Here is a 20,548-nt window from a genome sequence, read left to right as displayed (position 1 = left end):
CCTCTTTTCTTTGTTGATGGTATGGACTGGTTACAGAAGAAGCTGTTAACCTGCATTGTATTGACAAGAAATATAAATAAAATTAATCTGAATATATATTAATTTATATGTATAAAAATACAATATGAAAAGAGGCCATCAACTTGAATCATCTATATAAAGAGTTTCTAATTAGTGATGACAAGTCACTTATTAATATGGATACCGTTTGCAAATTTTTATCAAAGAGCCATTGGGCAAACCAAAGGCCAGAGGAAACGATTCATAAATCAATTCAAAATTCAGTTTGTTTTGGCATCTACGATAATAAAAGACAGATTGGATTTGCTCGAATTGTAACGGACTGGGCAACGATTTATTATTTGTGTGATGTCTTTATTGATGAAGAATATAGAGGCAGAGGACTCGGAAAGAAGTTAGTTGAATTCATTACCAAAGAATTCGAAGGGATTGGCGGCATACTGCGAACGCATGATGCTCATGAATTGTATGAACAGTATGGATTTATAAAAGATACTGAACGATTTATGAATCGCCTAGTGAAAAGATAGTTTAGGGGTGAACAAACCAAAGGCAGTCTAAGACATGATTTGATGTCCTAGTCTGCCTTTGTTATTTGAATCAGGTCTGCTCACTAGAATAAACAATTAATCCGATTTTACAGTCGCGTGAATAGCAATACCGGAAGCGTCATGTACAACGAACGCGTTTCCTTGCTCCACAGCTTCAACACCGTCGCTGCGCAGATGCTCGAGCCAAGCTTCACGAGAAGTTGAAGTTGGGAAAACAATCGTATAATAAGATAAGCCGACCGTATTGGCTGACGGCAAGGTAGCACCTGCGCCTGCCCAAATGTTCATGCCGATATGGTGATGGTATCCGCCAGCCGAGACGAATACAGCAGCCATTTGCGCATAATCGCCAACAACATCAAAGCCTAGCTTGCCTTCATAAAACGCGCGCGACTTCCTAAGGTCGCCTACGTGAAGATGGATATGTCCAATAACGGTTCCTTGCGGGAGACTGCTCCATTCTAAACCATCACTCTGAGCAAGCAGATCTTCCCAATCAAGCGGGTCTGTTGCCATCACATAATTGCCCTCGGCATCTCGCTTCCACTCTTCACGCGGACGATCCGCGTAAATTTCGATGCCGTTATGATCCGGATCTGAAATATAAAGCGCCTCGCTTACCAAGTGGTCGGCCTGCCCAATATGAATGCCGCTTGTAATCAAGTTGCGGAGCGCAAGCGACAAGGAGCGACGATCCGGCAGCAGAATTGCAAAATGGTACAAACCAGCATGAGAGCGTTTTTGCGGCACAACGGCATTCGGTACTTCCTCTAGAACGAGCAGCGTCTGTTTCCCATCAGCAGTGAACGCTGCAACACGATGTATTTCATCATGCTGCAAAACCTTTAGCCCGACAACTTCCGTATAAAAAAGGATTGAACGCTCGAGATTGCTTACCTTAAGCTTTACTTCTCCCAGTGAAATATGTTCATCCAAAAATGTCGACATGATTAATCCTCCTTGAAGTATATATGGTTGTGATACTTGATTGCTTTAAATAAACTGCACCTAAAGCATAGTCCTTTACGTCTATATCATGTACAATATTGGAAAATGTAACCAACGAGAATTAAGGCTGCTATAAGCTCAAATCGTATGAATTAGGTTTATAATAGCATATGCAGTATAAAAATTAAAGTAGCTTATTAAAAGTAATCAACTTATAGTATTTTAATCAAAAAGGAGGTTGAAATGAGAAAAATATTACGTAGGGTAGAGTGGGTGCTGCTTATTGTTATTGGAGGTTTTTCGCTGCTTTTTGCGCTTCCTTCAATTGATATGTTTGATCATAATGCTGAGCTGAGCGAGGCTAAGAAGAAGGGTTTTTATTATAAGGTGGATGTAGATAAGCAAACCTATTTCAACAAAGAGATAAATATTGACGGCGTTGTTTATGGGGAAGGGAAGCTAGTTGTTTATTTGTCTTCAAAACGTTTTTTTTCGGTGCCGCAACTGCCTAATACGATTCAAATAAAAACAGATGCCAATGAGGTGCTTGAGCATAAATCTTCAAGTGCAACCATGCGGCTTTATCGATCAAATAGAGAATTTACGTTTACTAACGTGCCGCCTAATCTGAAAAGCGTCACTGTATTTAATGAAGCTTATGGCGAGTCCTTCTCCTTTTATATTCCACTTGAAAGGGGGATGGCAGACTAATGCACACAACTACAAAAATAATTTTCGGACACTTGATCCGTTGGTTATTGATTTTTCTGGCTTGCTCGATCATTTATTCTGCGCTTTTCTCACAAAGCTCTATTCGTGTGGAGAAAGTAGCACAGCATGCACTGGATATGATGGAGTCTCCTTACGCTCCTATTTCCTTAAAATCAAAGACAGGCCAAGGCTATGAGCTGTTGCTAATCGTTGATCGTAAACATGAGCTCCAACATCAATTGTTCGTGAAACGTTCGCTTGGATTTTTTTGGAGCTTCCGCGGCGGTGGATTTGGGATGATGCTGGACCCGCAAATCATACTCAGCTTTCGAATGGGCATGTCTACTTTTGGCAAGTATCGACATTATTATGCTGTTGGTGAAATGAATGATCCGAATATAAGCAGGGTGCAAATTGCATGGTGGGATGGATATGAGCAGGATGCGCTTATGAAAGACGGGGTATATCTTGCTGGGCGTTCTATTCGCAGCTCTACTAAAGAGCAGTCGGCTTCCAGGATGAATAAGGTGTATGCCTATGATGCAGACGGGCAATTATTATATGAGCTAAATGATGAGCAGCGAGAAATTAAAGCGGATGCGAAATCAGAAACAGAAATGAAGGAAGCAATTTAATAGAAGAGCCGTCCGCGCTTTTTTTGGAAGCGATCGAACGGCTCTTTTTTTATTATCCTTGAATACTTGGCTGTATTGGAGAAGCAGGCTGTTTCTTCTTAGTTGGAAGCGGACCAAACAGCAGCCAGTGCCATTTGAATGGTGCGCTAAGTGCCATGATAGCCCAAGGAATAACGAGTGCGAGCAGGAAGCCGCCGGCCACCCAAACATGGAACAGAATTGGAGAGCCGCTGGCATTCGTCTGGCGGTATAGATATAGAATTAAGGGATGGACCAAATATATGCCAAAGGATGTGGCACCGATATGTATAAGAGCTTTGACGACCATCTTGTTCCATGATGTATAAATCCAGAAGGAAACTTGAAGCAGCACAATAGCAGCCGTAACGCACCGCACCTCATCTATCAGCTCTAATAGACTTGTGTTTATAACGGATAGCCCAGTTAACCGTTTCTCGTAATAAAAGTAGACCATAGTCATATTTGACGATAAGAATAGTGCCCACAGCACAAGTGAAGCTGCAATTTTTGCCGGCGTAGCATTTTTTCTTGTGAGATTAATCCATTCAGCGAATTTCTCATAATAAATACCGATAAACGCACCAGCTGTAAAATAAAGCATATACGTAAACGCATAGCTGCCGGGGCTAACCACATGATATTCCCGGACAATGATAAAAATAAATAACCATTGCACCAGCAAACCTATCCAGACGATATGCCGGCTGGATTTTCGAAACCGATTAACGGCGTACAGCATTAGTGGTGATATTGCATAAAATTGAATAATAATAACGACAAAATAAAGATGGACATAGGTTTTGCCAAAGATAAGCATTTTGAGAAATTTAGTCGTTGTAAAGTAACCGATAAAGGTCTGCAGGTCACTAAATCCGTAAGCTGCCAATCTCGTAAAGGCGAAATAGAGGAACGAAAATAATACAAAAGGAATCAATACTTTAGATATTCGTTTTTTGTAAAACTGCCCAATTGCTGTTGCTGTGAAGGGTTTGTTGTAGTAGTTGTAAAACAGGACAAAGCCGCTTAGAAAGATGAAGACGGGCACTGCGAATTTGGTAAATGTGTTTAGAAAGACATAAAGAGGATATAGCGTAGCCTTGTGATCGTAGTTAGCTACGACCGCTGATGTTGCGTGAATCATGATGACCGCTAAAATACCGAATGCTCTAAAAATGTCTAGCGCAGGTAAATATGGTCTTTTTGCTAATTGTGCCATTAAAATCCCCTTATTTTTATAAGATACTAGCTTGTGTTAAGAGGCTATGAGGAAACCTCTATTCGTTATTATAAGGTTAGTCCCAGTTTCAGCCAATACTTTTATTTTTGCATCGGATTACAGAAGAAAGAGCCTCTTCCTAACGCTGAAAGAGGCTTTTTGTGTTTTCGTTTACAGCCATCAGGTTTAACAGATTGGAGCCTCAGAGACTAGTCTCTGGGGCTCTTTTATTGGCAACCAGACCTATTTGTAATTCTTATTCATTACATGACTGAACAGTGATAAACTATGGAATAGCCTTTAACGTTTTGGAAAAGTAGCATTGCACGGATTAGATGGAGGACTGGATAACATGTTGCTTGCAAATAATGTTAAGTTAAAGGATTTGCTGAACGGAAATAAAATGGATACACCTTCCTTTTTACATATAGCGATCGCGCTGACTGAATCCGTACATAAGGCTCATAAGCAAAACCTACTGATCGGTCATTTGAATCCAGCAGGGATACTCATTCAATCGGAAATAAGTACTGTTGTGCTCACAGACGAAAGAATAACAGATTACGCCTACCTATCTCCTGAACAAACAGGCAGAATCAATCGTAAAGCTGACGAACGAAGCGATTTGTATGCAATCGGCATGATATTTTATCACATGCTCGCAGGTCGTCTGCCCTTTCAAGCACAGACTATGGAAGAATGGCTGCATGCCCATCTTGCGATTGTGCCAATGCCTTTGCGTGAGGTGCGTTTGGAGCTGGAGGGTTCTCTCGAAAATATAATTATGAAGCTGTTGTCGAAGAGGCCAGAAGACCGCTATCAGAGTGCTTTTGGTTTGTTATTTGATTTGAAAAGCTGTGCTTCTTCTATGAAGAAAAAAGGAGAAATCATCCCTTTCGAAATCGCTCGTGTCGATGAGGCTAGTCGGTTTCAGCTGCCAAAAACTCTTTTTGGCCGCGAAATGGAAGGAAGGGCGCTCCGAGAGGCTTTGCAACAGGCGCAAGCCGGTGTATCTTCGTTTGTACTCGTTAGCGGAAGTGCTGGCAGTGGGAAAACTGCGCTCATTCGAGAGTTTCAGGTGCTGGCTAGAAATGAAGGCAGTCTGTTCATTGGAGGAAAATGTGATTTAATGAATCGGGACGTTCCTCTCTCGCCGCTCTTGCAGGCTCTGAGGAGCTTGATTCGGCAAATATACAGCCAATCCCCTGAACGAATGGCAAAGCTGAAGTTGCAGTTGGAAGAGACTTTAGGTCAAGGAGCAGCCGTTATCGTACAGCTGCTGCCAGAAGCAGCTAAGCTTTTTGGCGAACTTCCGTCTGTGGAGCCGCTGCCTCCTGCTGAAGCGGCTATTCGGTTTCATCGCTTGATTCCTCTTTTTATGAATATATTTGCTGAAAAGGAACATCCTCTCCTTATTTTTCTAGATGATCTACAATGGGCAGACCCAGCTACGTTGGATGTCCTTCGTTCGCTTGCCCATGCTCCCAATCGACTAAACTTACTAGTAATAGGTACGTTCAGAGTGGAAACGGCTGCTGGCTGCTCGAACAACGGAGCAAATCAAGGTGAAGCAGCCGTATGGATGGAGAACACACTTTCCTTACAGTACGCAAGCTCATCCATACCCGTACAGCATATCGCGCTCGAAGCGCTGACCTATTTGGATGTAAGACAAGTCCTTTCGCATGTTCTTAACGAAAATTCGGCTCGTGTACGAACACTTGCAGAGGTGCTATATCATCGAACAGGCGGCAATCCATTATTCGTACATCGTCTTCTAGACAGCCTGTATCGTGAGAATAAGCTTTATTACGATGAGGAAGCTGCGATTTGGAATTGGGATGCTGCGGCAGTTACACAAATACCGGAGCATCCTGACATTCTTCATTTAATCGGAACCCGTATTCGTATGCTTTCTCCGGATATGGTTGAGCTGCTTGCCATAGGTGCAGCGATTGGTCATCGTTTTCATTCCTCTACGATCGCTTTAGTAAGCGGCCGCTCTCAGCTTCATACACTTCAGCTTTTACGTTTAGTAGAGGAAGAGGGTTTATTAAGTAGAGAAATTGAGATGGATGATGCAGCAGCGGATGAAGGATATTATACATTTATGCATGACCGTGTGCAGCAGGCAGCTTATATGACCATTACCGAAGCGGAAAAAGCGAGCTTGCATCTGACCATCGGCCGTGTGTTACGCGACCATTTATTAGAAGAGCGTGAACACTCCATTTATGATATGGTGTATCACTTGAATATGGGCAGCGATAAGCTGGTAAATGAAGCAGAAAAGATGGAGCTAGCTGAATATAACTATCAGGCCGGTTTGAAATCGAAGGCAGCAACAGCATTTGCGGCTGCTCTGAACTTTTTTGAAAAAGGCTTGCAGCTCGCGGGGCATGATTGGAGAAGTACGAGCTCACTTGCCTATCGTCTGATGCTGGAGCTGCCTGAATGTGAATATATGTGCCGTCGCATAGACAAGGCAGAAGCTCTGCTCGAACAATTGATGTCCTGTACTACGGACTTGGTGGAGCGCTCTCAGATTTACCTGAAACGCATAGCCATGTATTCGTACTTGAAGAATGACGAGCTTGCTGTCCATATTGGAAAGCAGGCGCTGGCGGAATTTGGCTGGATTTTTTCCAGTAAGCCCTCTAAAGCTGTCATCGTAAAGGAATTGATCATGACGCAAAGTGCATTATTTAGTATGCGGCATGAGATTATGAATTTACCGATTAATCGTAATCCTGAGTATAAAGCCTTGTCGGACTTGGTCATGGCGATATCATCTTCTGTATTTACATTAAGCCTTGAACTGTCTGCTGTACTTTTCTCAAGGTTCATTCGCTACGCTCTAAAGCATGGAAGCAACGAAGCGTTCGCTTTTATGCTTGCTGGCTATGGCATGATTATTTTTAAAATTTCTTTCTATCATACGGGACCCCAATATATAGATTTGGCATTTAAGCTATCAGCCTCCTTTGAAAGCTCGGATTTGCGAAGCAGACTGCACTATATTAAGGGGCTTGTTGGGCTGCAGCAGAATCCTGACGCAAGCGTCAAGCATTTTGAGCAATCGATTTACTATGGGATGGAATCGATTAATCTGTCCTATGTAAGTATCGCTATGCTAACCTCTACGACCACTCATACCGGTGATTTGCATACACTTACTGCAAGGATTTCGAATTTTGAAGAAATTTCACAGCAGCTACTGGATGAAGTCACAGTGAATATCTTTCGCATTGCAAGGTGGTATGCCGCACAAATGCAGGATGGAGCGGGTGAATACGATGAAGTCGTAGTGCCTGTGCTGAAGGATCGATTCGAGGAGAAGCTGAATAATGAGGTTTATTATACTTGTACCCTTCAGATAGAAATTGCTTATTTGTTCGGACGATATCACGATGCCCTAGAATGGGTTGAGAAGGGCAAATTCAACACGTTTCGCCAAACCCGGATGCAAGTGCGCAAACAGCATATTTACCATTCCCTGACGCTTGCTGCCATGTATGCGGAGGCAGCGGTGGATGAGCAAAAAGGCATTCGCGCAAAGCTTAACAAGCAATTGCGCAGCATGAGGCAATGGACGGGATATTACGGGAATAAATCTTCAGCATATTTGCTCATAACCGCTGAGCTCCACCGTATTGATGGTGACCGAGTGAATGCAGCCAAAGGATTTGAGGGAGCGACCCGAGAAGCTCGAAGAGAAGAAAATGGGCTAATGGAGGCTATTTCTTGTGAGCGTGCTTCACTCTTCTATAGGGAAGCTGAGAGTATTACCGGAGCGGATGTTCTGATTGCAGATGCCTGCGCTGCTTATTCAAGATGGGGGGCAACTGCTAAAGCAAAAAGACTGATAGATTCAAATTCCACACTGAGATTAGCTATGGCTGAACTACAAACAGAAAGCGTGGCAGTCACTGAGGAAATTGGACAAGTAAACACTATCCGTGAAACCACGCCAATGTTCGTTGATGAAAAGGCATTTATACGGCAAATTACAGATTGGTCAAGGAAGGCAGATGACTCTAATGTAATGAGCCAATTCCTGGAGTCGGCACTTCGGTATTCCGGTGCGGAAAAAGGATATGTGCTGGAGAGCCATGAAGAGATTTTCACCATTGCAGATCAAGCTGGCACTAGAAATGAGAGTGATGGAGAGCCTTCGTATGCGGAGGCTATCGTCCGTTATGTGGTTAAGACAGGTGATTCGGTCGTACTGGCAAATGCTTCACGCAGCTCATACACAGCTGATCCCTATATCACTCGCAGTAAGTCTCAGTCTGTTCTTTGTATGCCGGTTTCCTTTCCAGGGACATCATCGCAATCTGTCCTTTATTTGGAGAATAATCTGATCTCCGATGTATTTACGAAGGAGAGGCTGGAAGTGCTGGATCTGATGATTGCACGGATGGTTTATTTGAAATCGTCAGAGGAATTTCTAATGCAAAGCAGTGCGTCTAGCAGCGATTCGGAGCATAGTCCACTAGATATCGCAGCCAATGCTGCACAGCCGCAGCCGCTAGTTGAACTGCTGACAAACCGTGAAGCAGAGATTTTGTATGCTTTAACCGATGGATTGTCAAATAAGGAAATCGCCTATCGTTTTGGATTAAAGGAAAGCACGGTGAAAAGTTATGTATTCCATCTATACGGAAAATTAGGCGTGAAACGGCGCAGTCAGGCCATTGCGCGTGCAAAAGAATTAGAGCTGGTTAATTAGTTGTATGGGATAGGCATTTATGTGCAGAAACCTATCCCGTAAGGAATGGTTTGATTGAATGGGTCAGATCAGAGAAAGAACATTATTCTAATTACTAGGCTCCACGAAACACACAGAAGAGAATGTCCCAAAGATAACATGCTTTGCTTAAGAAATCATGTGAATATTGAAAAAAAGGCGTTACAGAGATTTATTTCTGTGACGCCTTTTTTTTATTTATTGGACATGCTACGGGCAATACTAGGCCCTAACCAGCTCTTTGGCATACTGCTTGCCTGCCGAAAGAAGAGTGCCGCTCAGTTCTGGATCATGAACAGACCGTGCAAGAACAAGAGTGCCGACCATTGTACTGATCAGTGCGCTGCCCTTGGTTCTGTCAATTTCCGCTAGATTGGAGATGAAAGCAATCATCCGCTCCAGTTCATGGGTGAATACCTGCCTGACCTCTTCGGAAGAACGGGAAATTTCACCAGAAAGAGCAGGAAGGATGCAGCCCATCTCTGTTTTGTCGCGGTGATACGGGCTTAAATAATAATCGATGACACTATTGATTTTGGGATGCTGCTTCTCCTGATCAGCAGCATTCTGCAAAATGGCTATGGTATCGCTGATCGCATACCGGCAGGCTTCGGCGACCAGCTGTTCTTTGTTGTCAAAGTGTGAATAAAACCCTCCATGCGTAAGTCCTGCCCCCTTCATAATGAACGGAACACTTACATCGAGTATACCCTTCGTGCGAAAAGCTTGGGCAGCACTTTCAACGATCTTATTTCGCACTTTCATCTTATGACCTTTGGGATACGGTATTGTAATCACTCCACAGCTTCATAATTGTATCTTCAAAATATTATAGTCGTCATAATATAGGGTGTCAATTGAGTGAATTCAGCAACGGTTAGCTTGGGAAGGGCTTAATACGGTTGTTGACGATTTTAAAATATGATGGTTATAATATATTGCGGTCATCATATTTTAAATGGTTTCATCAGGAGGGATCAGAAAATGAGTAAGCTTGAATCCGTAGAAACGTTGGTCATTGGATCAGGTCCGGGAGGTTATGTGGCGGCGCTGCGTTCTTCACAGCTTGGAATGAAGACGGCGATTGTGGAACGCAGTCAGCTTGGCGGAGTCTGCACGCATGTTGGCTGTATTCCATCCAAAGCATTAATTGCAGAATCGCATCGCTATCATTTGCTTAAGCAGTTCAATCATGCGGATGCGGCAGCAGCATTTGAAATTGCGCAGCATTTCAAGCAGGGAATTGTGAAAAAGCAGGCAGGAGGAGTTAGCTATTTATTAAAGACTGCTGGTGTGAGCATTTTGGAGGGAGAGGCCAGTTTGGTTGATGAGCATACAGCTATTATTCAGCAAAGCGGCCGGGAGCAAACCATTTCTTTTAGAAACGCCATATTGGCAACGGGATCTCGTCCGATCGAGCTGCAAGCTTTTCCGGTTGGAGGACGTATTTTATCTTCCACAGAAGCGCTATCGCTCCCTGAAGTTCCAACCAGTTTGGTCGTTATTGGCGGAGGTTATATCGGAATCGAACTAGGCCAAATGTATGCCAAATTTGGAACAAGGGTATCGATTCTAGAAGGAGGAGAACAAGTGCTGCCGGGCTTCGAGGCAGATCTCGCGATCCCTGTGGTTCGGCAGTTGAAAGCCGATGGTATTCAAATGATGACTGGAGCGACAGCACAGAAAGTGGTGCAGCATGCTGATTCAGTTACACTGCATTATTTAAAAAATAAGGAGCAACATGAGGTTACAGCAGATTATGTGTTAGTCACTATCGGCAGAAAACCAAACACAGACGGTCGTTTAGGGCTTGCGAACATAGGCTTGCCCGTGACGAGCAGGGGACTGATTGAGACAGACGAACAGTGCAGAACGGTTATCCCGCATATTTTTGCAATTGGGGATATTACGGCTGGTCCGGCACTCGCCCACAAGGCTTCTTACGAAGCGAAAATTGCGGCAGAAGCCATTGCTGGTCATGCCTCTGAGGTTAATTATAAAGCCATTCCGCTCGTCGTTTTTTCTCATCCAGAGCTGGCCAGCGTAGGTTTAAATGAAACGGAAGCAAAAGCTAAATCCATACCGATTGTTATAGGCAAAGCTTCTTTTGCAATCAACGGAAGAGCTTTGGCATTGAGGGAGACTGAAGGGTTTGTGAAAATTTTGGCGGACCCAGCCTCAGGAATCGTGATCGGTGCGCAAATCGTTGGCGTGGCGGCTTCAACACTCGTATCAGAGCTTGGACTTGCTATTGAGATGGGAGCAACCGTGGAGGATTTGGCTTTGACCATTCACCCCCATCCGACATTGGGAGAAGTAATTATGGAAGCTGCCGAAAATGCGGTTAGAAAAATGATGAAGATAAAAAAAGAGCAGCAGATTTAACTGCAAATAGAGAATGGGAGAGATTGAGGAATGAAAATAAAAGCAGGTTTTTATATTGGGATTGCGGTTGCGCTGATCGTTGGAGGTTCGCTTCTGGTTGTTAAAGGAAAGGATGCAGTCAGTCAGGCTGAGATGAGGAAACAAGGTGTGCTTGAGGCGGAGCAAACGACCCTGTTTTATCAGAAAAGTCCAGGCTCGATTGTAGAGGTGGGTGTGGCTGCGGGTGACTGGGTAAACCGGGGTGATGTGTTGTTCAAGGTTAAATCAGCTGAAGAAGGAGAAGCAGATGTGCTTGCAGTAGATGATGGGTTGATCAGCAGAATTGCTGTTAAGCCTGGGGACCAGGTAAAGCAAGGAGCGCCAATGGCGGTTTTGCAAATAAACAACTATTATACAGACCTCTACATACAGGAAAGTGAGATACAAAAGCTTAAGGTTGATCAAAGCATTGGTATTCATTTTCCATACTTGGATGATCCCGCACAGGTGACTGGTGTTGTGACTTCGATTTCAGCGGCCCCTCAATTTGCGAATTTGCGCATGTCACGTGAAAAAGGGCAGGCAGATTTAAGTATGTTTCTTGTCCGAATAGCTGTGGATCCAAATGTAGGTTTGCTTCCGGGGATGACGGCGGAGGTGAGACTTGATGAAATCGCTGATTGACGAATGGAAGTACGTATCGGGCAGCAAGTATTTGCGTTTAATCTTTATTGGTCCGCTAGTTGCGGCCTTATTTTTTGGATTAATGTTCTCGCATAACCAAATTAGCGAATCGCCTGTTGTAGTCATTGATGAGGATCACAGCTCGTATTCGCGGCAGCTGATCTCGAAAATAAATGCTTCCCCCTACATGAAAGTTACAAATGTGTACGCGAGCCGCCTGAGCCCGGAAATATTGCTTGCAAATGAGCAGGCTGTAGCGGTCATCATGCTGCCTAAGCAGCTGGAGCAGCTCCAACAGCAGGGCATATCAACGAATATCGGCATTTTAATGGATAACACGATGCCCTCAGGGTTAACCGGCATTCGGACAGCGATTCAGGAAGTCATCGTAACGGAAAATATGACCCTTTCTATGTCCCGTCTGCTTCAAAAAGGGATGGACGCCGAAACCGCTAGAGGCGTAGTTTCTCCGTTGTCTCTTCAGCAGCGGATGCTGTTTAATCCAACCACAAGTTATGTCGGCTTTATGGTGCTTGGTTTTGTGAATATTGTGGTTCTCATGATTACAACAAGCGCAGCGGGCTCTATTGCGCCTCGTCTGCGTCAGGAAGGAAAGCTCTTCGCAAACGGTAAGTCGCCCTTGCAGCTTTGGATTCGCAGTGTTCCTTACGCGGTCATGACCGCCCTTTCGCTGCTCTTATGTTATGGATTACTGAAGCAGGTGGGGGGAATGCGGTTTGAAGCGGAGCCTTATATTTTTATTATCCCATTGCTTGTTTATGCCTTTGCGTTGTCACTTATGGGGCTGTTGATCGGCTATTCTGCCAAAGATTTGTCTAAAGTCAATTTGCGAACCAGCTTCGTATTGTATCCCTCATTTCTTGCAACTGGAATTCAACTGACTCCGCTTGCCTTCCCAGAGCCCTTTCAAATTTTTGCATGGGTATTGCCAATGAACTGGCTTAACCGCCTCATACGCGGGATGGCGTTTCGGGATGGAGCGCTAACAGCCTACAGTCAGGAGCTCGGAGCACTGCTGATCATTATAGGCGGGGTGTCCTTATTCATTGGATTACTGGTACTGCGGGAAGCAGGGAAAACATATTCCAGCCGGGAACGAGTCGTGAGTGCGGACATTCTGCCGAGCAGCAGTTCGTTAAGTAGTTAAGCTTCTTACCCGTTCGAATAACGCCCTTGACTAAGATAGATACCCTATTTCAGTCAAGGGAACACGGGGGGATTATGAGAGTTCAGATTCTCGACTGTTCGAAGGTTTGTTTATTCGCGTTTAATAAATAGTTTAAATACACTATTTTTCAAATAATCAAGGGAGTAAAAAACAGGTTTATCGTTATCGTCATAGTGGAGCTGCTTTAATAAAATAATTTCATTGCCGAGTACATCGATAGCATTCTGGTCGAGCAGCTTGGAGCTGTTTAACGCGCAGATTTCAGTAATGGCATAAGCAATGTTAATCCCCATCTTGTTTTTCAAAAAATCAAAGATAGCCCCCGTAAATTCCCCATCGATATGCCCTGTGACCAAGCTTTGCGGGAAAATATTATAATAAAAAGCTACCTTGTTCCCATTCGCAGTTCTAGACCGCTCCAATACGACAACGGGTTCATCAATTTGCAGTTGTTTTTTCCAATCATCCTCCGGCTCACGCGAATAAATCTTGATGTCTAACTCGCTTTCGGTATAGCCCCCGTTTTTAATCATTTGCCCCACACTTTGAAGCTTACTGAGTGGATTGATTATAAAATCAGAGCGGTTGTTAACGTAAGTGCCGACCCCGTTCTTGCTTATAAGAATCCTTTCCCGCTGAAGCATCTTGAGCGCTTCCCGAAGAGTAGGACGACTCACTTCATATTTCTTTGCTAGTTCAGGCTCGGAAGGAAGTCTATCCCCGGGCTGCAGTTCGCCCTCGTTAATGCTTCTTTCAATTTCCTCTTTGACTTTGAGGTAAAGCAGTTTCTTCTCCAAATTGCGCTTTTCCTCTCTCGATAAGTTGATTATAACTTTCTTCAGATCTATGCTGTCTGACAACATAATTGTAGCATATTTTTGTTTTTTTGATCAACTATACAGCTTATATGGCACTAATCATCTATACAATTATTTAACATTGGATGGATTGACACTGCAAAGATATTTTCCCTATAATTTGAGATGTCAGACAGCATGAGCTTGCATGAAACGAAGAATGGAGGGGTTCTCGAATGAGGCTGCAATGATTCTGTGCTGCTGCTCTGGGCTGCAGAATTTTTAGCTCGTAAGCTTATACCGATCTTCAATTGAAATTCATTTCATTTACCGGAGGGGAAGTTCGTATATGAAGAAAACCATTTTAAGTCTTGTGACTGCATGTGCATTGGTCATTCCTTTCTTCAGCGGAGCTGCTGTAACGCATGCAGCAAGTCATTCGGAATTAGCCGCTCACTGGGCGCCTCAGATTTATCAAGATGTGAATGCTGATCTAGACGTTAGAGCCGATTTTATAACTAATTTCAATTATGATGGCGACTTTATTGCGCGTAATAATTGGGAAAATCTTAACAACTTTAATCAAAATGCTTATGTCTACTATAAGGTATCAGAAACGCTCACTCATTATTTCATCGAGTACGATCTCTTCCACGCTAGGGACGATGCTTATACGAGACCTCTTGATGCGCATGAGAATGACCTCGAAGGTTTGTTCTTAGTCATCAGAAAAGATGGATCTACATATGGATCTTTTCAGCTAATGGAGACTATGGGCCATAATCAGTGGTATGACTATACGAATGATCCTAACATTACTTCAGGCTCAGACGATGTCGATGGCGGGGTTCTATTCAATGGAAGCCATCCTAAAGTATTCAGCCAGGCGAATGGCCAAAGCCCTAGCGGAGGACATGGCGTCAAAGCCTATGACGGATCAAGCGCTCCAGGCGGAGACGGGATTGTTTACAATTATACGGGTACAGCCGAGTTTCCAACCAATACTTCCGGAAGCTACACTAACCAATACGGCTACGATTTAATGGAATGGGGCGATCTTTGGAGTAAAAGAACCGATCCTAACATTTTTTCCTCATTCGGTACATTTGCAGGCGATAATCATACGTCCAACTCAGCAAAAGCGCCTTGGGGCTGGGATGATAGTGACGATGGCCCTGCCCTTCAGGGGATGAACTGGTCAGATCCGGCTCATCAAGTAGACGTGCATCTGAATGGTCTTGGTCAATTCTCGCATACGTATGTCTCTAATCCGTATTATTCTCATAAGATTACCTTACTTAATATGCAGAGTCTAGAGGATCGTGATCCCTTTGGAGGAAAAAGCGATATCTTTATTAAAGCTTACGTAAATGGCCAAGGTCAGACGGACGCTAGGTTCTGGAAAAAAAATGATGCACCGAAATTCCAAAATTTCAACATCGCTTTTGGCGCAAATGATGCGGAATTTGGACCTAACTTCTCGGAGAGCTACAACACCGTTTATGTTGCCAAACCATCCAATACGAATGTAGAAATCCATGCTTATGATTCAGATGGAACCTCTGGTGACGATGACATGGGATATGTATCAGCAGTCGTTGCTCCTGGAAATACGGTGACATGGAACAATGCTGTAACAAGTAATGGACAAGCCATCATATCAGCGATTGTGTCAGCGAAGTAATTGAAGGATAGAGAATGGGCATAGCCCTATAAAAAATAGGAGGATGGAAATGTTTAAGAAACCAACAGCAAAATTATGGGGTACGGCAGTACTGGCAGCCTTTATGGCAACAAGCCTTTTATCGGGATGCGGTGCAAACAAAAATAATCAAGAATCTGCAAATAAAGCAACCAATGCACCAACGAATGCACCGGTAGTGGAAACGGAAAAACCAGCACCAGCATCGAAGAAATTGGTTGTATATGCAGCGCTGAATGAGGATGACATCGTCCAAATTCAGAAGAAATTCAAAGAGGATACAGGGATTGAGCTGGACTATCTGCGTGTAGGAAATGCTGGAGAGACCAGCACGCGAATTCAAGCGGAGAAGGATGCGCCGCAAGCAGATATTTTTGTGGGAGGCTCGGTTGAATTTCATCAGACACTTGCTGATCAAGGGCTGCTTGAGGCCTACACTTCTCCAAATGCCAAAGAAATTGAAGAGCGCTTCAACGATCCGAAAGGCTTCTGGCAGGGATGGTATATGGGTGTTCTAGGTATTGTTCTAAATACGGAAAGATTCAAAAAAGAGCTGGAGCCGAAAGGGATTAAAGAACCGGCTACGTGGGACGACTTGCTTGATCCTGCTTATAAAGGTCAATTTGTAACATCGAACCCTGCGACAGCGGGCGGCGGCTACATCTTTGTTGCAGATCAATTATTCCGCTTGGGTGAAGAGCAAGGCTGGGATTATCTCTCTAAGCTTAATAAAAACGTCCATCACTATACAAAAGCTGCTGGAGACGGAATCAACCTTACAGCAACAGGCGAATTCATTGCCGGTATGTCTTGGGCGCATGATATCGTCAAATCCGCCAAGTCAGGTTACCCGATCAAAGTTATCGTTCCAGAGCAAACCGCATTTGAAATTGGCGGTGTAAGTATCGTAAAAGGCGGAGCGGATCTAGAAAATGCGAAGATATTTGTAGATTGGCTGTTAACGAAGCCAGTTGGAGAAATGAATACTCAGCTTTCCAACCGCTACTCTGTAAGAAAAGATGTAGCCGCTCCAGAAGGCATGATCAAGATTGAAGATGTGAAGCTTGTTGATTATGACAGAACCAAGGCTTCCGAAATGAAAGCAGACGTTGTAGCGAAATTTACGGAAATGATCGACAAGAAATAATTAACAGATAAACGAATGCACTCCGCCTGCGGCCATGCGTTAGCAAGCGGAGTGTATACACGTTTAACCGAAAGGTGTGAAAGGTTTTGTTTTCAACTACTGTCAAAGACACCTGGGCGGAATTGAAAAGGTTAAAAAATGATCCTGTTTTAGCGGCAGCTATTATTGTGATCATGCTTATTACAAGTTATTTTGTTGTATGGCCAATCCTTAAAGTAATCAGCTTCTCTCAACTAGGGGATTATTTGAAGTTATTTACATATCCCAGATGGTATCATGCGGCATTGAACAGCTTGTTCATGATGGTGATTTCCAGCATCTCATGTATGGTCGTCGCATTCATATTTGCCTATACGATGACAAGATTGAACGTTCCATTTAAGGGACTGTTCCGATTTATAACGATCCTGCCTATCGTTTCACCGCCGTTTATTGTGGCGTTATCGTATATCCTGCTCTTTGGCAGACAAGGGATGATTACGAAATATGTGCTGCATGTAAATTTTGATATCTATGGCTGGCACGGCTTATGGCTGGTTCAGACCATTACTTTTTTTCCATACGCTTATGCCGTCATATATGGCGTTATGAAGTCAACCTCAACGAATTTGGAGTATGCGGCTTACAATCTTGGAGCAACGCATTGGCAAGTATTTAAGAACATACTGCTGCCTCTTTGCAGACCGGGTATTGCGGGCGGAGTGCTAATTGCGGCGATGAGTGTTTTAGCTGACTTTGGCAACCCCATCGTTATAGGCGGAAACTTTAATGTACTGCCGACAGAGGCTTATATGCAGATGTCAGGTATGTTTGATTTGAAATCGGCTTCTGTGCTGTCAACAGCTATTCTGCTTCCTGCACTTGGTTTATTTGTATGGAATAGAGTCTGGGTTGGCAAAAAATCATACGTTACTGTCACAGGCAAAGAAACATCGCTTGAGCATTTCCCTCTGCCTCCTGCTGTGAAATGGACATTGTTTGGCTTCTGCATGTTCGTTACGGTCTTAATCCTTGCGGTATATGGCGTTTTGGTATACGGCGCTTTTACTAAAACTTGGGGGTATGATTGGTCGTTCACTCTCGAGAATTTGACTTATGTTGCTGCAAAGGGCCGTGAGATGGTTAACAGTATCAAGTTTGCGGCGATTGCGTCGCTGGCTTCAGGCATTCTGGCTTTGCCGCTCGCTTTTATCGTGCAAAGAAAACGAGTAGGTATTAATCGGTTGCTTGATTTCTTAGCTATATTGCCAGGGGCTGTTCCGGGCGTATTTCTAGGGCTGGGCTTTGCAATGGCCTTTAATGGACAGCCGCTTCATCTTGCAGGAACTTCTCTTATCATGGTTCTAGCACTCATGGTATGGAATTTGCCAACCTGCTATAGTGCGTGTCTTGCTGGACTGCAGCAGATCAGCGGAGCGCTGGAGGAGGCATCGCTTAATTTGGGGGCAAGTAACATAACGACCTTCAGGAAGGTGCTTCTGCCGTTATTGAGAGGAGCATTTATCTCAGGCATTGTCGTATCTTTCCTGCGGTCCGTCACTTGCCTCAGCGTCATCATTTTTATTTACTCAGCAAAAACTTCCGTAGGTACAGTGTCGATTCTCGGGCTTGTGCAAAATGGGGAATGGGGAAGCGCATCAGCCTTTACTATCGTACTCATCTCTATTGCTTTTATTGTACTGGCAGCCGCTCAGCTGTTTCTAAAGAAACAAGGCAGATCGATAGAACTTTAAGTGGAGGATAACATGAAGACAGAGGAACAGATGATTCAAATTACGAATATGTCGAAAAGATTTGGAGACTTCGAGGCGATCAGTCACGTTTCCCTCGATATTCCGGCGGGCAGCTTTACTACGCTGCTCGGGCCAAGCGGCTGCGGTAAAACGACGCTGATGCGGCTGATTGCAGGATTTTATGAACCGGATGCCGGTGACATATATATTCAAGGCAAAAAAGCGAACGGGCTTCCGGCATTCAAGCGCAATACGCCGCTAGTCTTTCAGGAATATGCTCTCTTCCCTCATATGTCCGTCTATGAAAATATTGCATATGGCTTAAAGCTTATGAAGCTTCCTCGGCAAGAAGCGAGGGAGAAAGTGGATGCGATGCTGAATATGTTTGGACTTCAAGGGATGCAGGATCGTCTTCCTAGAGCGCTTAGCGGCGGACAGCAGCAGCGAGTTGCCTTTGCAAGAGCACTTATTATGGGACAGAAGATATTATTGATGGATGAACCGCTTAGCAACCTGGATGCCAAAATGAGAGTTGAAGTAAGAAATGAGCTTAGAGAGCTGCAGCAGCGCCTCGGAATTACAGCTATCTTCGTGACACATGATCAGGATGAGGCTTTGGCCATCTCTGATCGGATTGCTGTGTTCAACAAAGGGCGTATCGAGCAAGTCGGGACGCCTTGGGACATTTATTTTAAACCAAATAATAAGTTTGTAGCTGATTTTGTAGGGACAGCTAATTTCATAGAGGGTGAAGTAGCAGCGATTGAAGGAGACGATTTGATCATAAAATGCGGTGTCTCTGTGCTAAAGGTGCATCGTGGCGAATATCCGTTTCGGTCCGGCGACAGAGTAACCTTGGTCATTCGACCGGAATGCATTTCAATAGGCGAAGCGACAAATGGAGAAGAGAACGTTTGGAGCGGGAGCATTCAAAGAAGCAGCTTTCAAGGACGGATGATTCGTTATTGGATCGATGGCTCGCCGCTGCAGTGGATTGTGGATGATTCGAGCCCAAGTGTGCGCGGGTATCTGCAGGGCACCGTACATTTGTCTGTAGATAAGCAAAAAATTCATCTGCTGCCTATGGAAAGGTGAAACAACGAAACTAACCATAAAGGTGTTGAGATATGATGAGCGCTAAAGTTCAGTTTCTGAATGTAGGCTGGGGAGATGCTCACCTCATCGAGCTCCCTTCAGGAAAAGTTTGTTTAATTGATGGGGGAGACGGTGTATCCTCGCCTGTTCAGGACCATCCCTTATCTTGGATGAACCGTAACAAAGTTGAACAATTGGACTGGATGATTTTAACGCATATCCACGAGGATCATATTAATGGGCTTTTGGACATCGCCCGAGTCAAATCAGTAACCAAAGCTATTCTCCCCTATGAACCGTTCATCCTTCCGCCAGAGCAGCTGGTTCAAGAACGAGGGGACGATTTTACAAAAAGAGTATTCGCTATGCTGGCCTCTTATTTGGAGCTGGTTCACGTATTAGGCGAACAAGGAACTGAAATGATATGGCGGAGCGCCTATGGATCTAGCGAGGACTGTATCGTTTGGTCAGAGGAAGGCGTTGTCTTCACTCATTTGTACCCATGGCATGGCGATCCTCTACCGGCTTATGATGTTTTATTTGAAGCGGGCACGAACTCAGCATGCTACGAGGATGATTATATTCTTGAGAATACCGCCAAATTTTTTGAGCTATCCAATCATGATAGTTCTGTTTATCGGCTTAGCTGCATGGAGGAGCCGGATTCGAATGTTCTTTTTGGCGGTGATTTATTGGAGCCGGGATGGGAGCGTTTAGCACAGCGAATAGACATTAGAAGCACAATCTTAAAGGTCTCTCATCATGGGCTGCAGGATGGTTTTAATGCCCGCATATTATCTTGGATACAACCGAAGCATTGCATTATACCCATTAGCGTCATACGTTCCTCGGCTTTTCAGAATGAATGGGAGGAGCTTCGTTGCAATACAGACGCAACGTTCTATTTGACGGGCAGTCTAGTATCCAGTGAGAAGCTTGAAATCGAAAATGGGAGTTTAAAGGTTGAGATCGGATTTTAACTAT

Annotated in this window: 16 protein-coding genes; 12 read left to right on the top strand and 4 right to left on the bottom strand. The window is 44.1% G+C overall.

Annotated elements, in window-relative coordinates; genetic code table 11:
• Positions 1-143: 143 nt before the first annotated feature.
• Positions 144-551, top strand: coding sequence for a GNAT family N-acetyltransferase (locus AC0VYE_RS29020; protein ID WP_475444149.1), 408 nt, complete (start codon positions 144-146; stop codon positions 549-551).
• Between the two features lie 96 nt (positions 552-647).
• On the opposite strand, the gene AC0VYE_RS29015 is transcribed toward AC0VYE_RS29020, so the two are convergent.
• A complete protein-coding gene (locus AC0VYE_RS29015) occupies positions 648-1,520 on the bottom strand; it encodes a VOC family protein (RefSeq protein WP_475444147.1) in 873 nt (290 codons plus the stop codon).
• A gap of 243 nt (positions 1,521-1,763) precedes the next feature.
• Between AC0VYE_RS29015 and AC0VYE_RS29010 the strand changes: the two genes are divergently transcribed.
• Together AC0VYE_RS29010 and AC0VYE_RS29005 are read left to right on the top strand one after the other, a co-directional pair.
• A complete protein-coding gene (locus AC0VYE_RS29010; protein ID WP_475444146.1) occupies positions 1,764-2,231 on the top strand; it encodes a hypothetical protein in 468 nt (155 codons plus the stop codon).
• Positions 2,231-2,866, top strand: coding sequence for a hypothetical protein (locus tag AC0VYE_RS29005; RefSeq protein WP_475444144.1), 636 nt, complete (start codon positions 2,231-2,233; stop codon positions 2,864-2,866). The genes AC0VYE_RS29010 and AC0VYE_RS29005 overlap by 1 nt, the downstream gene beginning before the upstream one ends.
• A gap of 52 nt (positions 2,867-2,918) precedes the next feature.
• On the opposite strand, the gene AC0VYE_RS29000 is transcribed toward AC0VYE_RS29005, so the two are convergent.
• Positions 2,919-4,103 carry an acyltransferase gene (locus tag AC0VYE_RS29000; RefSeq protein ID WP_475444142.1) on the bottom strand — a complete coding sequence of 395 codons (1,185 nt, stop codon included), beginning with the start codon at positions 4,101-4,103 and terminating at the stop codon, positions 2,919-2,921.
• 352 nt (positions 4,104-4,455) lie between these two features.
• Between AC0VYE_RS29000 and AC0VYE_RS28995 the strand changes: the two genes are divergently transcribed.
• Positions 4,456-8,835, top strand: coding sequence for a helix-turn-helix transcriptional regulator (locus tag AC0VYE_RS28995; protein WP_475444140.1), 4,380 nt, complete (start codon positions 4,456-4,458; stop codon positions 8,833-8,835).
• Positions 8,836-9,075: 240 nt separating this feature from the next.
• Here the strand turns inward: AC0VYE_RS28995 and AC0VYE_RS28990 are convergent, their stop codons facing one another.
• A complete protein-coding gene (locus AC0VYE_RS28990; protein WP_475449764.1) occupies positions 9,076-9,642 on the bottom strand; it encodes a TetR/AcrR family transcriptional regulator in 567 nt (188 codons plus the stop codon).
• A gap of 195 nt (positions 9,643-9,837) precedes the next feature.
• Here AC0VYE_RS28990 and lpdA point away from each other — a divergent pair, with 195 nt between their 5' ends.
• The 3 genes from lpdA to AC0VYE_RS28975 are packed head-to-tail and all read left to right on the top strand — an operon-like array spanning position 9,838 to position 13,069.
• Positions 9,838-11,238, top strand: a complete 1,401-nt coding sequence (gene lpdA / locus AC0VYE_RS28985; RefSeq protein ID WP_475444138.1) for a dihydrolipoyl dehydrogenase — start codon at positions 9,838-9,840, stop codon at positions 11,236-11,238.
• Between the two features lie 30 nt (positions 11,239-11,268).
• Positions 11,269-11,901 carry a biotin/lipoyl-containing protein gene (locus AC0VYE_RS28980; RefSeq protein ID WP_475444136.1) on the top strand — a complete coding sequence of 211 codons (633 nt, stop codon included), beginning with the start codon at positions 11,269-11,271 and terminating at the stop codon, positions 11,899-11,901.
• On the top strand, positions 11,885-13,069 hold the full coding sequence (locus AC0VYE_RS28975; protein ID WP_475444134.1) for an ABC transporter permease: 1,185 nt from the start codon (positions 11,885-11,887) through the stop codon (positions 13,067-13,069). Before AC0VYE_RS28980 ends, AC0VYE_RS28975 begins: the two co-directional genes overlap by 17 nt.
• Before the next feature lie 110 nt (positions 13,070-13,179).
• On the opposite strand, the gene AC0VYE_RS28970 is transcribed toward AC0VYE_RS28975, so the two are convergent.
• Entirely contained in the window at positions 13,180-13,887 is a 708-nt protein-coding gene (locus AC0VYE_RS28970) for a GntR family transcriptional regulator (protein ID WP_475444132.1), read from the bottom strand.
• Between the two features lie 349 nt (positions 13,888-14,236).
• Here AC0VYE_RS28970 and AC0VYE_RS28965 point away from each other — a divergent pair, with 349 nt between their 5' ends.
• The 5 genes from AC0VYE_RS28965 to AC0VYE_RS28945 all read left to right on the top strand — a co-directional run bounded on the left by AC0VYE_RS28965 (position 14,237) and on the right by AC0VYE_RS28945 (position 20,544).
• Positions 14,237-15,571: a hypothetical protein gene (locus tag AC0VYE_RS28965; RefSeq protein WP_076267212.1), complete on the top strand. Its 1,335-nt coding sequence runs from the start codon at positions 14,237-14,239 to the stop codon at positions 15,569-15,571.
• A 49-nt stretch (positions 15,572-15,620) separates the two neighbouring features.
• Positions 15,621-16,736, top strand: coding sequence for an ABC transporter substrate-binding protein (locus tag AC0VYE_RS28960; RefSeq protein ID WP_441958255.1), 1,116 nt, complete (start codon positions 15,621-15,623; stop codon positions 16,734-16,736).
• 86 nt (positions 16,737-16,822) lie between these two features.
• Positions 16,823-18,469: an ABC transporter permease gene (locus AC0VYE_RS28955; protein WP_475444130.1), complete on the top strand. Its 1,647-nt coding sequence runs from the start codon at positions 16,823-16,825 to the stop codon at positions 18,467-18,469.
• Positions 18,470-18,481: 12 nt separating this feature from the next.
• Complete coding sequence (locus AC0VYE_RS28950; RefSeq protein ID WP_475444128.1) at positions 18,482-19,564, top strand: ABC transporter ATP-binding protein; 1,083 nt, start codon at positions 18,482-18,484, stop codon at positions 19,562-19,564.
• 32 nt (positions 19,565-19,596) lie between these two features.
• The gene (locus tag AC0VYE_RS28945; protein ID WP_475444126.1) at positions 19,597-20,544 is read left to right on the top strand and encodes a ComEC/Rec2 family competence protein; all 948 of its coding nucleotides are present in this window, start codon (positions 19,597-19,599) and stop codon (positions 20,542-20,544) included.
• Positions 20,545-20,548 lie beyond the last annotated feature (4 nt).

This window comes from Pristimantibacillus sp. Z349TD_6, assembly GCF_056173205.1.
This window is presented reverse-complemented; position numbering and strand designations above follow the sequence as displayed.